Source organism: Terriglobia bacterium (assembly GCA_035712365.1).
Taxonomy (GTDB): domain Bacteria; phylum Acidobacteriota; class Terriglobia; order UBA7540; family UBA7540; genus SCRD01.
Map to the genome: position 1 here is coordinate 26,640 of DASTAW010000050.1, position 15,136 is coordinate 41,775.

Annotated in this window: 12 protein-coding genes and 1 tRNA gene; 4 read left to right on the forward strand and 9 right to left on the reverse strand. The window is 58.1% G+C overall.

Annotated features, from left to right (window positions below; genetic code table 11):
* Positions 1-20 precede the first annotated feature (20 nt).
* Positions 21-839, forward strand: a complete 819-nt coding sequence (locus VFQ24_15845) for a polysaccharide deacetylase family protein (GenBank protein ID HET9179828.1) — start codon at positions 21-23, stop codon at positions 837-839.
* A gap of 7 nt (positions 840-846) precedes the next feature.
* Entirely contained in the window at positions 847-2,199 is a 1,353-nt protein-coding gene (locus VFQ24_15850; protein ID HET9179829.1) for a putative glycoside hydrolase, read from the forward strand.
* Here the strand turns inward: VFQ24_15850 and VFQ24_15855 are convergent.
* The 9 genes from VFQ24_15855 to VFQ24_15895 all read right to left on the reverse strand — a co-directional run bounded on the left by VFQ24_15855 (position 2,144) and on the right by VFQ24_15895 (position 12,715).
* Positions 2,144-2,725, reverse strand: a complete 582-nt coding sequence (locus VFQ24_15855) for a LemA family protein (GenBank protein ID HET9179830.1) — start codon at positions 2,723-2,725, stop codon at positions 2,144-2,146. The genes VFQ24_15850 and VFQ24_15855 overlap by 56 nt on opposite strands.
* 35 nt (positions 2,726-2,760) lie before the next feature.
* Entirely contained in the window at positions 2,761-3,480 is a 720-nt protein-coding gene (locus tag VFQ24_15860) for a nucleotidyltransferase domain-containing protein (GenBank protein HET9179831.1), read from the reverse strand.
* A 15-nt stretch (positions 3,481-3,495) separates the two neighbouring features.
* Positions 3,496-4,236 carry a TPM domain-containing protein gene (locus VFQ24_15865; GenBank protein HET9179832.1) on the reverse strand — a complete coding sequence of 247 codons (741 nt, stop codon included), beginning with the start codon at positions 4,234-4,236 and terminating at the stop codon, positions 3,496-3,498.
* A 236-nt stretch (positions 4,237-4,472) separates the two neighbouring features.
* Positions 4,473-4,546: transfer RNA gene (locus VFQ24_15870), tRNA-Gln, on the reverse strand.
* 193 nt (positions 4,547-4,739) lie between these two features.
* Positions 4,740-6,044: a M20/M25/M40 family metallo-hydrolase gene (locus VFQ24_15875; protein ID HET9179833.1), complete on the reverse strand. Its 1,305-nt coding sequence runs from the start codon at positions 6,042-6,044 to the stop codon at positions 4,740-4,742.
* A gap of 259 nt (positions 6,045-6,303) precedes the next feature.
* Positions 6,304-7,677 carry an APC family permease gene (locus tag VFQ24_15880; GenBank protein HET9179834.1) on the reverse strand — a complete coding sequence of 458 codons (1,374 nt, stop codon included), beginning with the start codon at positions 7,675-7,677 and terminating at the stop codon, positions 6,304-6,306.
* Positions 7,678-7,911: 234 nt separating this feature from the next.
* Positions 7,912-10,230, reverse strand: a complete 2,319-nt coding sequence (locus VFQ24_15885) for a beta-N-acetylhexosaminidase (protein HET9179835.1) — start codon at positions 10,228-10,230, stop codon at positions 7,912-7,914.
* 88 nt (positions 10,231-10,318) lie between these two features.
* Positions 10,319-11,131, reverse strand: coding sequence for a hypothetical protein (locus VFQ24_15890; protein ID HET9179836.1), 813 nt, complete (start codon positions 11,129-11,131; stop codon positions 10,319-10,321).
* A gap of 39 nt (positions 11,132-11,170) precedes the next feature.
* Positions 11,171-12,715, reverse strand: coding sequence for a beta-N-acetylhexosaminidase (locus VFQ24_15895; protein HET9179837.1), 1,545 nt, complete (start codon positions 12,713-12,715; stop codon positions 11,171-11,173).
* Between the two features lie 334 nt (positions 12,716-13,049).
* Here VFQ24_15895 and VFQ24_15900 point away from each other — a divergent pair, with 334 nt between their 5' ends.
* Together VFQ24_15900 and VFQ24_15905 are read left to right on the forward strand one after the other, a co-directional pair.
* Positions 13,050-14,009 carry a hypothetical protein gene (locus tag VFQ24_15900; GenBank protein ID HET9179838.1) on the forward strand — a complete coding sequence of 320 codons (960 nt, stop codon included), beginning with the start codon at positions 13,050-13,052 and terminating at the stop codon, positions 14,007-14,009.
* Between the two features lie 302 nt (positions 14,010-14,311).
* Positions 14,312-15,091, forward strand: a complete 780-nt coding sequence (locus VFQ24_15905) for a class I SAM-dependent methyltransferase (GenBank protein HET9179839.1) — start codon at positions 14,312-14,314, stop codon at positions 15,089-15,091.
* The last annotated feature ends 45 nt before the right edge of the window (positions 15,092-15,136 follow it).

Here is a 15,136-nt window from a genome sequence, read left to right on the forward strand (position 1 = left end):
GAGGAGAATAATGGGGCCCTTTGTCACTCGGAATGAAAAACGGCACTTACCGCAGGTTTTTACGGGTCGCGACGGCATGCCTGGTCGCCGGCTTCGTATCGTCAACTCCACTGAGCGGGGCCGTCAAGGCCTCTGGCCACGAAGTTCTCATCTTCGACTACCACAGGTTTAACACCTTTCGCTCCGACAGCATGACGGTCAGGCTTTCCGTCTTCAAGTTCCAGCTTCAATACATGGCGGAGCACGGCTATCATTTCATTCCTCTAGCCCGTTATGTAGCGTACAAGGAGGGCAAGGCCCCTCCACCGCCTCCGCATTCCGTGGTGATTACCATGGACGACGGCCACGAATCCGTGTACACCGAGGCCCTTCCTCTGGTGGAAAAGTACCGCATTCCTGTGACCCTGTTCATCTATCCGTCCGCGATTTCAAACGCGTCATACGCCATGACCTGGCAGCAATTGCGCGCGCTCAAGGCTACCGGACTCTTTGATATTCAATCCCACACCTACTGGCATCCCAACTTCAAGATCGAAAAGAGGCGAATGACGCCAGCCCAGTACAACAAATTTGTGGACCTTCAGCTTCGCCGCTCCAGGGACGTTCTTGACCGGAAGCTGGGAATCCACGTTTCCATGCTGGCATGGCCGTTTGGAATCTATGATCAAACACTCACACACGACGCATCTCAAGCCGGATATACCGCAGCATTTGCGCTCGACGGAAGGCACGCCGGCGATTCCGACAACATCATGGGAATCTCGCGCTACCTGGTTACCGACCGGGACAGCGGACGCTTCTTCGAGGATATTCTCGACGGCACACCGGCGCGGCGCTAAGCGCGGCGTGGCGCTTGCGTCGCTGTTCCTGGCGTTCGCGCTGGCGCCGGGGACCAGCTTTGCGGGCGCGTGCCGCGGGCGGGTCCTGGACGCAAAATCCGGCCTCCCCATCGCGGGCGCTTTGGCCACCATGGGAAACTCCGTTGTTAAAACCGATAGCGACGGGGTCTTTCAAGTCACAGGCACGGGCGACGCGGCGGGCGTCAGGGCAGCCGGCTACCTGCGGACGGACCTTCCTGCAGGTTCCTGCGCCGGCGATCAAACATTGGTCAGGTTGACTCCGTTCCGCCCGAAGGCCCTCTACCTTTCGTTTTACGCGATTGGTAATTCTTCAATTCGTGGCGGCGCAGTCCATCTGATCGAGAAAACGGAGCTAAACGCACTGGTTATTGACGTCAAAGGCGACCGGGGCATGCTTTCGTATCCCAGCGCGATTCCTCTGGCCAAAGAGGACGGAGCGCAAAGCATTATTACCGTACGCAACCTGAAAGCCCGGCTCGACGAACTGCACCAGCAACACCTCTACCTGATCGCTCGAATCGTCATCTTCAAAGATGACATGCTGGCTTCCGCCAAACCCGACCTGGCGGTGAAGACCGGGGACGGCAGGGTTTGGCGCGACAACGAAAACATGGCGTGGACCGATCCCTTCAAAAAGGAAGTCCGCGACTACAACATCGCGATTGCCGTGGAAGCCGCCCAGTCGGGTTTTGACGAGGTCCAATTCGACTACGTGCGTTTTCCGGACAAGAAGGGCGTGGTTTTTTCGCAGCACAACAACGAGGATGCGCGAGTCGCCACCATCACCGCGTTCCTTGCCGAAGCCAGGAAAAAGCTCACTCCGTACAATGTTTTCCTCTCCGCGGACATCTTTGGTTACACGTGCTGGAACCGGAATGACACGGGCATCGGCCAGAAGATCGAGCGCATCGGGCAAATCGTCGATTACATCTCGCCCATGCTCTACCCTTCCACTTTCCAGTTCGGCATCCCGGGCGACAGGAATCCCGTCAAAGATCCTTTGGATATTATCCGGCTGACCCTTGCCCGCGCCCAGCAGCGGACGGGGCTCGACCCCACTCACTTCAGGCCCTGGCTGCAAGCCTTTCGAGACTATGCCTTTGATCGCAGAAAATTTGGCGCGGACCAGATCAGAGACCAGATTCAGGCCGCCGAAAGCTTCGGTAGCGACGGTTGGATGTTGTGGAACCCCCGCAACGTCTATACCACCGCTGGTTTGACGCTGCGCCAGCCGCCGGGCAACACAACCACGCCCCGGAATGAGCTGCTAAGTAACGGCGCACTCACTGGCGGGCGGCAGGAAATTCCACCTTCGGCGGCTGCTGCGCCGCCGGAGTAGCGGCGAAATAGGCATCGTTTCTCTGGAAGCCCGCCCAGCCCGCGAAAACGTTGTTCGGAAATTGCCCGATATAGGCGTTGTAGTCCTGGAGAGCATTGTTGTAGCGGCGGCGCTCTACGGCGATCCGGTTTTCCGTGCCTGCCAGCTCATCCTGCAACCGCAGGAAGCTTTCATTTGACCGCAGTTGAGGATAATTCTCCGTTAGAGCCAGCACTTTCACCAGAGCGCCGTCCAGTTGCTGGTTGGCTGTGATTTTGTCCCTGGGATTCTGGGCGTTCATCAAATTCGCCCGGGCGTTGGCCACAGCGGTAAAGACGGTGACTTCCTGCGCCGCAACGCCCTTCACCGTTTGCACCAGATTGGGAATCAGATCGGCGCGACGCTCGAGCACCACCGACACCTGCGCCCAGTCGGATTTGATCTCCTCGTTCTTCCGCACCATGGTGTTTCGCGCGCTGACATACATGCCGCCAAAGATCAGGACAGTCAGCACTATTACGATCAGCACCAGCCAGCCTTTTTTCATCATTTTTCTCCCAGTGCCATTCCCACCTGGCTTGCCTATTCCCCGTCCGCCAGCCTGCGGTCTACTTCATCCGTCACCCGCTCGACCAGGTCCAGATATTCCCGCAAGGTTTCACGGGCCTTCACATCGCGGGCCTGGCGCTTTCCTTCGCGTACGTCGAGCACGGCCAGGAACGCGTCGGGGCGTCCCCCGCTCAGGCGCGCTATTTCAGCGACAACGTCGCGCCTTCCTACCGGCGGGTCCACGCCCAGCGCAATCAGCGCGTGACGAAACAGTGTTACGAACGTGGATACGGACGCATCCATCAGCGCCATCAACACGTGCTCCTTCTGCGGCGCCAGCAGAATGCCCTGCCGCAGTTTCACCCAGTTGGTCCGCAGTTCCCGCTCGACCTGCAGCCTGTGCAAATGCATAGGCACGGCCAGTTCGTCGAAAAAATCCTCGCCATAAATCATCTTGTGGTGCGTCTTCATGTCAAGCAACTCGATCGCAAAAATATCCGCTGAGGCACGCAGTTCGTCTAGAGTGAATATCTGAGGCGCGGGGAGTTTCTTTTGTTCCCACCAGACTGCCGCGTCGTGCAACGCTTCAATGTCTTCGGCCCTGGCCCGCTTGAGCACGCACAGGACGTTCAGGTCGGAATGGCGCTCGTGATACTCCCCACGCGCGGCCGAACCAAAAAGCACGATGGCCCTCAGATTGGGGCCCGCTGCGGCCTGCAATTTGTCATTCAACTGCCCGAGCAGCTTCTCCACGAACCTTCCTCCGGCTTACCAGCTTCCACTTGCCCCGCCACCGCCAAATGACCCGCCGCCGAATCCGCCAAATCCTCCGCCGCCGCCAAAACCTCCTCCGCCCCAAGAACCGCCTCTCCAACCGCCGCCCGCACCGCCCATAAACCACGGCCCGCCCCACCACCATGCGCTATGTCTGCGGCCGTAGCGGCGGCGTCCACCAAAAAGCCGGGCCAGCAGCCCGAACAGCGGAAAGAACAGTATGAACAGGAAAATCAACAGGGGAAAGAGATTAGGGCCGCCTTGCGGTGACGCTCTGCTTTCCGGTTCCGAAGCGATTGGTTTTCCGGCGAGGGCTTCGAGCGATATGCCGCGGTCTTTCGCGATGACGGCGGCAACGCGCTGGGTCATCAGCAACAGCGCCGCGCTGTAGTTGCCTTGGCGAAGCAGCGGCCTCGCCTGACGGCCGAAATCTCCCACGAGACCGTCGGGCAGGATCGGTTCCAGCCCGTACCCCACCTCAAATCGATATTGGTGGTCGTTGGGCGCAAGAAGGACCATCACGCCGCGGTCTTTCTGCCTGGGCCCAATGCCCCAGCGTGTTGCCAGATTAATCGAGAAATTCTCGATCGGCTCGCCCTCAAGCGATTTCACGGTCACGACGGCAATCTGGGCCTGCGCTCTGTGGTCAACCTCGGCACACAGGGTATTCAGCTCTTGCGCCGTTTCCGGGTTGATGACTCCAGCAAAGTCGTTAACGTATCCCTGAGGCTTCAAGTCCTGGGGCTTCTGCGCGTGAATACTCGCGGCAGGAAAAATCGCCAGGCAAAGTGCGCCGAGCGCCGCTCGTAGCCGCTTGCTCCAGTCGGTAGCCAGGCAATGCGTACGTCTCGGGCCGGATTGCGATGTTCCTGGAAGGATTGGAGTTCTCCAGCGGAAAGGCGTTCTTCTGCGTTGCTTTAACCATCCCTGCCGGTCATGGTCCGCCCGAAGGAATCCTTGTGTCAGAAGAATGGCTGGGAGGCAGGGATTCGAACCCCGATACGCAGATCCAGAGTCTGCAGTCCTACCGTTAGACGACCTCCCACTGCATCTATCTTTTCTACCAGTTCCAGCGGGCTTCTGGCAACTCAAATTGCCGCAGACTCAGCTTGCATGTTGCTGAAAAACCTCCTCGCACCTCATTCCGAGGGCCGATGTTCTTAATCGGCCCGAGAAATCGGCTTCTGAGCAAGCGCAAAAGCAGGTAATGACAAGCTGCAAACGTCTTTCAGCAACGGCTACGATGCGACCTCGCACCACTGACATACAAACTGCAACTGGGCCTTGGCGGCTGCAACCACCGAGTCAATCTCCACGTATTCATCCGCCGCATGAGTGTTGCCGCCGCGCGGCCCCCACAGCACTGCCGGCGTATTGAAAGCCTGGTGGAACACGTACATATCACACGGGGCCTCGATGCCCTGAATCAGCGGCTCCTGGCCCATCACATTTGTGGCGCATTCCGCAAGCTCGCTGATCAGCGGCTCGTTCCTCGCGATGGCAGATCCCGGTAGCCAGCGAATGGGGAATTCGATTTTCGGCTTTGCCGGGAAAAGCTTCGGAGCAGTTTGCACAATTCCCTCGAACCAGTTGTGGAACTCCCGTTCGATTTCCTCCTGCTTCTCGCCGGGCATCATTTGCCAGTACATTTCAATCTGGCAGGTCTCGGGAATGGTGATGGGTTCCCCTGTGCCCCAGGGTCCAGTGGTCAGTTTGGTAATCGACACCGGCACAGGGTCCTGCGAATCGGCATAAAATTCATGAACCGGAGCTTTCTTTTTGCGCTGCTCTGCAAAGTCCTGCATCTTCAACAGGAAATATCGGATGGGATCGATCACTCCCGTCGGGAACTTTCCCTCCGGCAGCACGCCTCCAGTGGAACTCAGCGTGATGTGGACCGTTCGGCCGCCGCGCTGGGCAGGACAGATTCGTAGAAATGAAGGCTCCGTGATGATGGCGGCGTCACCGTTGTAACCCTTCAACCGGCCGGCAATTGTTCCGTTGACGCCTCCAAATTCTTCGTCCGAGACCGTCTCAATGATCAGGTCGCCCTTTAATTCAATGCCCAGCTCACCCAGGGCTTCCGCCATAAACAGGTTGGTCCCCACTCCTCCCTTCATGTCATTCGAGCCGCGGCCATAAAGCAGATTGCCTTCCACTTGCCCGCCAAACGGATCTCGCGTCCACGGCTGCGTCCCTTTAGGCACGGTGTCAACATGGCCCGATAGAACCAGTGACCGGCCGCCGCCCCGGCCTTTACGCCGCGCCCCAACATTCGGGCGATTGCCGTACTGCCGTTCTTTGTAATAGAAGAGCGGATGTTCCTTCAATCCTTTGACATCGCGGAAATAATATAATTCCGTTTCCAGCCCCTGCCCTTTCAGATAGTCCGCGACATGTTGCTGGCAGGCCTCTTCGTTTCCCACCGGCGGCGTGTTTTCCGACGGGATCCGGACCAGGCCGCGAATAATCTCAACCAGCCTGTCGCGACGATTATCAACGAATGAAGACAGCCTGCTTCTGAGGGCAACATCAAGGGACATTAGGAGGTTCCTTTCTATAAATGGGTTACTGCGGGACTCGCGCGACGTCGGACCTCGGCGAATAAGGCGCTCACCCGCAGTTTCTTATCAGGCTGATGAAAAACCGCTCAACCATGTCATCCTGAGCGCAGCGAAGGATCTGCTTTGGCCATTTTCGACAAGATACAGCAGATGCTTCTCCCGCTTCGCAGGATCAGCATGACGGGCAACGTTCTTCCACAACTTGTTAGAATGCCACACTGGTCGATTTTTTCATACCTCACGAGATTTCAAGTTTGACTGGACTTCGACTGAAGCCTTTCGTCAGATACCCCAGATAGATGACTCCCAGCCCCAGCCAGATAAAACCCACAATCTTGGCCGGAGTCGAGAGGCTCATCCAGACGTAGCTGCAGACCAGCGCGCCAAGCGCGGGGAAGATCAGGTTGGTCAGGAAGGCCATGCCGCTCCGTTCTCTCCCGCGCAGGTAGTAATGACGAATTACGCTGAGGTTCACCAGAATGAAGCCGACAAACGCGCCGAAGTTCAGGAGTTCCACGGCAAGCTGGAAGCGGATCAGCACAGCGCCGAGCAGCGTAATCCCGCCCATCACGTAAATGCTGCGCGTCGGCGTCGAATATTTCTCATCGACATAAGCAAAAATCTTCCGCGAAATCACCCCGTCACGCCCCATTCCAAACAGCAGCCGCGAGGCGCCCGCCTGCCCTGTCAAGGCGCTGGCCAATCCGGCAACCAGCAACACGAAAGTGATCCAGCCCATCATCACCGGTCCGCCCAGGACCCGCCCAATATCCAGGATCGCCGTATCGATCTTGGGAAAGGTGTGATAATTCGGCCAGACAATCTCCGCCAGATAGACCTGCACCACGCAGAACAGCGCCTGAATGATGCAGACCGAGACCGTTGCAATCGCTACGTTCTTCTCCGGGTTTTCCACATCTTCGGCGAGCGTGGAGACGGCGTCGAAACCGATATACGAAAGTGTTGCGATGCCGGCCCCCAGCATCATCGGCCGCAGCTCAAAGGTCGCAGGGTTGTAAATTGCGTGCGGCACGACCAGACCGCTCCAGCCGTGGGCGCCCACAACCACGTGTACCGCAAGCACCACGAACAGAATCGCGGAAAAACTCAGAATCACCATCATCACTTTGCTGGCCCGCGCCGTCATGCTGATTCCCCGAATGTTGATCAGCGTAATTGCCACCGTGAAAAAGAGCGCCCAGGCCAGATACGGGACCTGCGGAACGTACCGTGCGGCGATCAGCGCCGAGTAGATGACGCTGAGCAGCGGAATTAAAAAATAGTCCAGCATCATCGACCATCCGGCCAAAAAACCGATGTGCTCGTTCAGGGCGCGCTGGGCGTAGGTGTAGGTTGAGCCGGCTACGGGATAAGCGCCGGACATCTTTCCATAACTTGCCGCGGTGAAAAGCATGGCCACCATCGCCACCAGGTAGGCCAGCGCGGCGTGTCCCAGCGAAACATCCTGAATGATTCCGTAGACCGGATACGGCGCGGTGGGAGTCAGAATCACCAGGCCATAGATGACAAGGTCGCGGAGCTTCAGCACCCGCCTGAATTGAGGCTTATAACCGAGAGTTTCCAGCGAAGATGAGGCAGTCTGTTCCGCCACCTAGCAAGACCTCACTACAACCATTTCAAATATATGACCAGCGCGCTGAATCAAAAGCTCTATAAGACCCGCTCCATGCTGTCATTCCGAGGGTCGATCTTCTTGATCGGCCCGAGGAATCTGCTTGAGCTTCATGCCGTCGGCCAACAGCAGATTCCTCTCCCGCTCTGCGGGATCGAAATGACGTTCGGAATTACATCTTTTGCATGTCGCCGATTGGGGCGTCCTGCGCCCTCACCGTGCCCGCGTCTCGTAGTTTTTCCAGTCGAGTTTAGTGTCCCTCAGCGGCAGGCCGTGCGCTTTCGCATACTGGTTTCGGACGCTCTCCACGTCGTCGTACCACTTGTCCAGCGGCAACAGAATTTCGCGGTAGATCAGGTAACTCATATCCACCGTGCGCACCGGCAGGTGGTCCTTTACATCATCCACTTCATCCAGATATTTCCGCCCGTTCGCTTCCGCCACTCGCGGCAGCCAGCTCTGGTACCACGTCTCCACCGCCTGGTGGTACGCCTCGTTCCGCTGGCCTCGAATCTCTTCCGCCGTGTCCAGCGCCCGGTCCAGCGCCGCCACCGCCCGCTCGAACTGAACACTTGCAGCCGCTGTCTCGGCCTGCCGCAGCGCCCCGTCTACCTGGTTCATCTCCCCGATCATTTCCAGGTTCTGCCGGTACAGCCCCGCAATCGAGAGGTAAACCTGAAGGTTATATTTCTGGAACTCCACCGACCTCCGATTCCTGTTCAGCAGGTCGAGCAGTTCGTCGTTCGCGGGCATCGACTCCTGCGCCATCTGCACCCGCCGGGCATTGGCCTTGCCCCAGTCGTAGCCCAATCGCAGATATTCGCCCTGCGGCACCGGGGGCAGCGGCAGGGTCTGGTCGCGCTCTGGCCGTCTGGGTTTGAAGATCTGATTTGAGTTTCCGAAAAGGGGCTTGCGGGCGGAAGAAGGTTCAGTGTCCCAACTGCTTTCCCAGAACTCCGCCTGCGTGCTCATCAGTTGGTAAAGCCGTCCGATATTCTGGCCGCCCTGGCCGTAGAACAGGCGGTAAAAGCTGTCTCGCGCTTCGGCAGGCGTGGGCGAGCCCGGATGCCATGCCCAGGCCGGAGCGGTTGCATATCCCAGCCAGAACGTCTCCGGATGCAGCCCTTCATCGCCCCATCCTGCGATAAACACGCCGATGAGATCGGCATTCTGCCGCGATGAGTCGAAGGAGATGTGCCGGTACATTTCCTCGAGCCGATCACCGATTCGGACGTGGTTGAAAAGCTGTGAGGGAGGCAGCCCGTAGTAGTTGGGGAACAACGGCTCCACGCCTTCCGTCGAAGTGTAAATCATCTGCTGGATGCCATGCTCCTTGAAAGCACGGTCGAATTCCGGCCCATAGACCTCGCCATTCACCAGATAGGATGGCAATGAGGGAATGTCATCCACCACCAGGGGATATTCTCCCCAGAAGATTACCTTTCGGCCGCGCTCGTGAAGATAGCCCGCCGCCTGGTCGAGAAATTGCGCTTCCACCTTGCCGACGCTCCCCAGCTTCTTCGCCAGTTGCCCCTCGTTGCACTGCTCGTTGTCGGCCATCCCCACGTAGTAAGGTTCGTCGGTCGAGAGTGCAAAATAGTTCACGCCCTTGGTCGCATCCAGCAGGTCCTGGTACATTCCCTCCAGCAGCTTGTACGAGTCCGGGTTCGTGGTGCAGAGCTCATAATTGCTGTCCGGAAATTCCCGCAGCTTCGCGTATTCCGGATGCTTCAGAATGAACGCAACGTGCGCCGGGCCGTCCAGAAATGGGACCAACTGCACGTGGTACTTCAGCCCATAGTCCGTCAACTCCTGCAATTGCGCCGGCGACAGCGCATAGGGGTCCACCACGGCGGGCGCGCTCTTGAACTCAAAATGTCCATTGAGTTTGATGGAAAATCCGTTGATTTTATAGAACGCCGCCTGCTTCAGCGCCTGCTTCAGCACTTCCATGTGTTCCAGATGATGGTTATCGTCCCAATAGATAATGCGCCGCTCGAGGTCCGGCCAGTCGGTGATGCTGGCCTCCGGCAGCCACAGCTTTCCCTGGGCATGCTTCACCAGTTGCACCAGCGTCTCAACCCCGTAGAACAATCCTGTCGGCGCGTTGGCCGTGATCTTGATTCCCCCGCCCGCCAACTCCAGCCTGTAAGCCTGTTCTTCCAGCGCCTGCTTGTTCTTGTCCGTTGCCTGCCCAATCTCGACTGACCCTGGCTGAATCACCAGCTCAATTGCGCTGCCTCGACCGCGTGTTTCAAGGCTAAGACCGTGGCGCGTCGCGAGACCGTCCTTCAGGCTTTCTACGGCTACGTCGTCGGGCTTCACGCCCTGGCCCAATAGCAGACGCCAGCCGCTGCCGATTTCAAAATCTCCGCCCTTCGGTTCCACTTTCTGCGGGGCAGGAATCACGTTGTAACCGCGTTCCAGCAGCGTCCCTGGGGCTGCTGCACGGGCCACTGGCATCCCACCAATAACCACAAACGCAAAGACCACGAAAATCAGCACGCTACTCAAACGAAAACTCGCTCTCATCTGGTCCTCCGGTCGTTCTTCAGGATCACAACAGGCAAGGGAGTCCGCCGCAACATCAACGTCCGATGCAGTCGCACTTCCCTCGCCTTCAATAGTGGTATCTCTGCCGCAGCATGGATGGTCCCCAATTCCAGATGGGGTCACCCTTAATCACAGTATTCGTGTCGTTCCAGTCAAATGTTTTCGTTCGGGCCGGCAGGCCGTGCGCCTTCGCATACTGGTTTCGGGCGCTCTCCACGTCGTTATACCATTTGCCCAGCGGCAGCAGCAATTCCCGGTAGATCAGGTAACTCATGTCTACGGTCCGCATCGGCAGGTGGTCCTTTACATCATCCACTTCATCCAGATATTTCCGCCCGTTTGCCTCCGCCACTCGCGGCAGCCAGCTTTCATACCACGTCTCCACTGCCCGGTGATAGGCCTCGTTCCGCTGGTCTCGAATCTCTTCCACCGTGTCCAACGCCCGATCCAGCGCCGCCACCGCGCGCTCGAACTGCACATTCGCCGCCGCTGCCTGCGCCTGTTTCATCGCTCCATCAATCTCGTTCATCTCCTCGATCATTTCCAGATTCTGCCTGTACAGCCCCGCAATCGACAGGTAGACCTGAAGATTATATTTCTGAAACTCGACTGACCTCAGATTATCGTGCAACAGATCCAGCAGTTCGTCGTTGGCAGGCATCGACTCCTGCGCCATCTGCACCCGCCGGGCATTGGCTTTGCCCCAGTCATATCCCAATCGCAGATACTCGCCCTGCGGCGCCGGCGGCAGCGGCAGCGTTTGATCGTGGGCTGGCCGCCGGACTTTATATACTTCACGAGAGTTGCCGAAAATCGGCTTGCGAGCGGACGATGGCCCCTCATCCCAGCTATGGTCCCAGGTCTCCGCCTGCGTGCTCATCAATTGGTAAAGCCGTCCGATATCCCTGCCGCCCTGGCCCTAAAAAAGGTGATAAAAACTCTCGCTTGCTTCAGCCGATCCCGGCGAATCCGGATGCCAGGCCCAACCGCCTGCGGTCACATATCCCAGCCAGAAAGTCTCCGGGTGCAGCCCTTCATCACCCCAGGCCATTATGAGAACACCGATTAAGTCAGTCTCCTTTCGGGCCCAGGTGAATGACACCTCCTGATATGTCTTGTTCAACTCCGAGACCGGGGCCTGGCCTCCGCCGCGTGAAGAATTGAACTGGGCAGAAGCCGGCAGAAGATAATAACTGGGAAACAGAGGTTCCGTACCTTCGGGAGCAGTCCGAATCATTCCCCGTATCCCGTGCGCCTTGAGGGCCCGCGCAAACTCCGGCGTCCCATTATAATTCGCGCCCCGGGTTACCAGGTACGTCGGCAGCGAAGAGATATCACCGGCCACCATCGGATATCCCGCCCAGAAGATTACTGTCCGCCCACGATCATGCACGTAGTTCCCTGTCGTTGTTAAGTATTTTGCCAGGAGCTTGCCTGTGCTGCCGAGCTGCTTCGCCGTTTGCGCTTCGCTGCATTGGGCGTTGTCGGCCAAGCCCACGTAATAGGGTTCGTCGGTCGAGAGCACAAAATAGTTAACGCCCTTCGTGGCATCCAGCAATTCCTGGTACATGCCTTCCATCAGCTTGTAGGAGTCCGGGTTCGTGGTGCACAGCTCGTAGTTGCTGTCGGGAAACTCCCGCAACTTCGCGTATTCCGGATGCTTCAGAATAAATGCAATGTGACCCGGCCCATCGATATAGGGGATGAGCTGGATATGATCTCGCAACCCAAAATCGGTCAGGTCCTGAAGTTGTTGAGGCGAGAGAGCGTAGGGGTCCACTACGGCCGGTGCGGTCTTGTATTCAAAATGCCCGTCCAGTTTGAGGGCGAATCCGTTGATCTTGTAAAACGCCGCCTGCTTCAATGCCTGCTTCAAGACCTCGGTCCGCTCCAAATGGTGGGCATCGTCCCAGTAGATGCTGCGCAACTCGAGGTCCGGCCAGTCGGTGATGGTTGCCACCGGCAGCCACAGCTTTCCTTGGGCATGCTTCACCAGTTGCACCAGGGTTTCAACCCCATAGAACAATCCCGTCGGCGCGTTGGCCGTGATCTTGATTCCGCCGCCCGCCAGCTCCAGCCTGTAGGCCTGTTCTTCCAGCGCCTGTTTGTTTTTGTCCGTTGCCTCGCCGATAGCCACCGATCCTGGCTGTACAACCAAATTAATTGCAGGGCCTCGTCCCTGTGTTTCAAGCGTAATTCCGTGGCGCGTCGCCAAGCCCTCTTTCAGGCTTTCCACCGCCACATCGTCAGCCTTCACCCTCTGGCCCAATTGCAGCCGCCACCCGCTGCCGATTTCAAAATCCCCGCCCTTCGATTCCACCTTCTGCGGCGCGGGAACCACGGTGTAACCGCGTTCAAGCAGCGTGCCTGGGGCTGCCGCGCTGGCCAACGGCATCCCAACCATAAGCGCCAGGGCCAAGGCCACCAAAAGCAATCCACCACTCAAACGAAAAACTGCCCGCATCTATTCCTCCAGGTCCTTCTTCGGGATTACAACAGGCCAGCAAGTCCGCCGCAACCTGAACGGTCGATGCAGACGCACGGTCGATCTCTTTCCTCCGCAGCAGAGCTTTTGCAACTTTTTCCACAGTGTCATTGTTGAACACAGGGGCCCCAAATTTATTAATGTAACACTTCGCTTCCCAACTTTAACCCATTGATGTTATTACTTAAAAAATTTATCGTCCCATTCGTCCCACGCGTCCCAAACGTCTCATCCCGTCCTGCTATGCTTCAAGGGCAAGAATTTCTGCGACCTAGCTTTGCGGCGCCCGAAGGCCGCGAAAATGGAGGAGACTATGGAAAACGTAAACGATCATCTCACACCCAGGCAACTGGAATCGAGGCGCGAAAACGCCCGGAAGTCCACCGGGCCGCGGAGCAAGGCCGGCAAGCGCCGCGTGTCGCTGAACGCGCTCAAGTACGGGCACTACTCCGGCCCGCACACGATGGAACAGAGCATGCTGCTGCTGGGCGAAGACCCGCGGGAGTTCCACGTCTTCCGCCTGGGCCTCGTCGCCAGCCGCCGGCCCGCCGACGCCGTCGAGCTGATGCTGGTGGAAGACATTGCCATGCTCGAGTGGAAGAAGCGGCGGCTCAACCGCGCCCAGCAGGGGATACAGTTGCGCAATCTGGAAATGCTGGAACTCGCCCGCCATCGCCAGGTGCAGGAAGTCGGGCGGGAGAGCGCCGACATTTCGCAGGACGAGGTACTGAAGTCCGGCCTGCGCCGCGTGTCGAGATCGCCGGCCCGGTTCGGCGAAATTCTCTCGCACCTTGAGACGCTGAAGGCGCTGGTGGCAAGGCAGGATTTTTCGCAGGACATCAGCGGCCTCATCACCCTGCTCTACGGCGAAACTCCCACGCTGCGCGGCGCGCAGATCGCCCACACCTACAGCCAGCTCGCCGAGCAGGGCGTCGAAACGGAAGAGCAGCGTGCGTTCGCAGCCAGCCTCAAAATCGCGATTGAAGAAGAGATCCGCGACGTGATCGAAGAATACACCCTCTTCCTTCAGGAACACGTCCATATCTCTCCCGCCCTGCGCGACTCCGCGTTGGCGCCCATGCATCCGCAGTGGATGGCCATCGTTCGCCACGAGTCCACGCTCGACCGGATGATCGAGCGCAAAATTAAACTCCTGGATCAGATCCAAAGCGCCCGCAAGCTTGAAGCCCTGGCAGCCGCCGATAGCATCGAAAACAGACGAAATGGGACAAAAAAACACGTTTTTTCAAAAACAAAGCGGAGAAGTCGCTGAAAACAAAGGGAGAGACTACATGGATAGCCAAAAACAAACCGGAAAACAAAGCGGAGAAGTTGTTGAAAACACGTTCATGTGGAAAAAACAAACCGGAACAAAGCTAAAACAAAGCGGGCCATGTTGTTGAAAACACTGGAAGGCTACAAATCAGCCTGCGACTCATGTATGATCGGGGATTAACGAAAAAACCCTAGAGCTTCGAATAGCGGAAACTCACGGCTACGTTTCTTATTGTGATATCCAGGAGAGCGGTCCTTACTGCGGGCCTTGGCGCCATCCTGCGGACCCGGAGACCTGCCATGTTCGCTGATGCTCGCGCATACGAGCGGTTCATGGGACGTTGGAGCGAACTGGCCGCGACCCCGTTCGCAGAATTCGCTCGCCTTCCGGACCGTGGGGAGGTGCTCGACATCGGCTCCGGCACAGGCTCGCTTGCGCTGGTGATCGCGCGTCTCCGCCCGCATTGCAGGGTCGAGGGTATTGATATTTCACGCGGGTACGTCGAGTTCGCGCGCGGCCGCACGCGAAACCCGCGAGTGCGGTTCGAAACGGGCGATGCGCAAAATCTGCCCTTCGCGGCCGGGACTTTCGATGCGGCCGCATCTCTGCTGGTCTTCAACTTCATTCCCCATCCGGCAAAAGCGCTCTCGGAGGCGCGGCGCGTGACGCGGGCGGGCGGTTCCATTTCGGCGGCCGTCTGGGACTACGGGGACCGAATGCGCATGTTGCGCGTCTTCTGGGACGCCGCAGTTGCGCTGGATTCCTCAGCCGAACAGCTCGACGAAAAGCATATGCCGCTGTGCCGCAAGGGCGAACTTTCAGAACTCTGGGCGCGCGGAGGACTCCAGAAGGTTGAAGAGTCGCCGCTCGAAATCACGATGCATTTTGCAGACTTCGATGACTTCTGGAATCCATTCCTGCTCGGCCAGGGGCCGGCTGGGGCTTACGTGGGCCGCCTGCCGAAAAACAGGGCCTCAGCCCTTGGCGAAGAATTGCGACGCCGGCTTGGACGTCCGCACGGCCCTTTCACTCTGCCAGCTCGCCTATGGGCTGTCCGAGGAGAAGTTACTGGAGGCTAATTGCGGACGCCTGTCCTGGCAGACAGGCGCGTTATATAATCACTC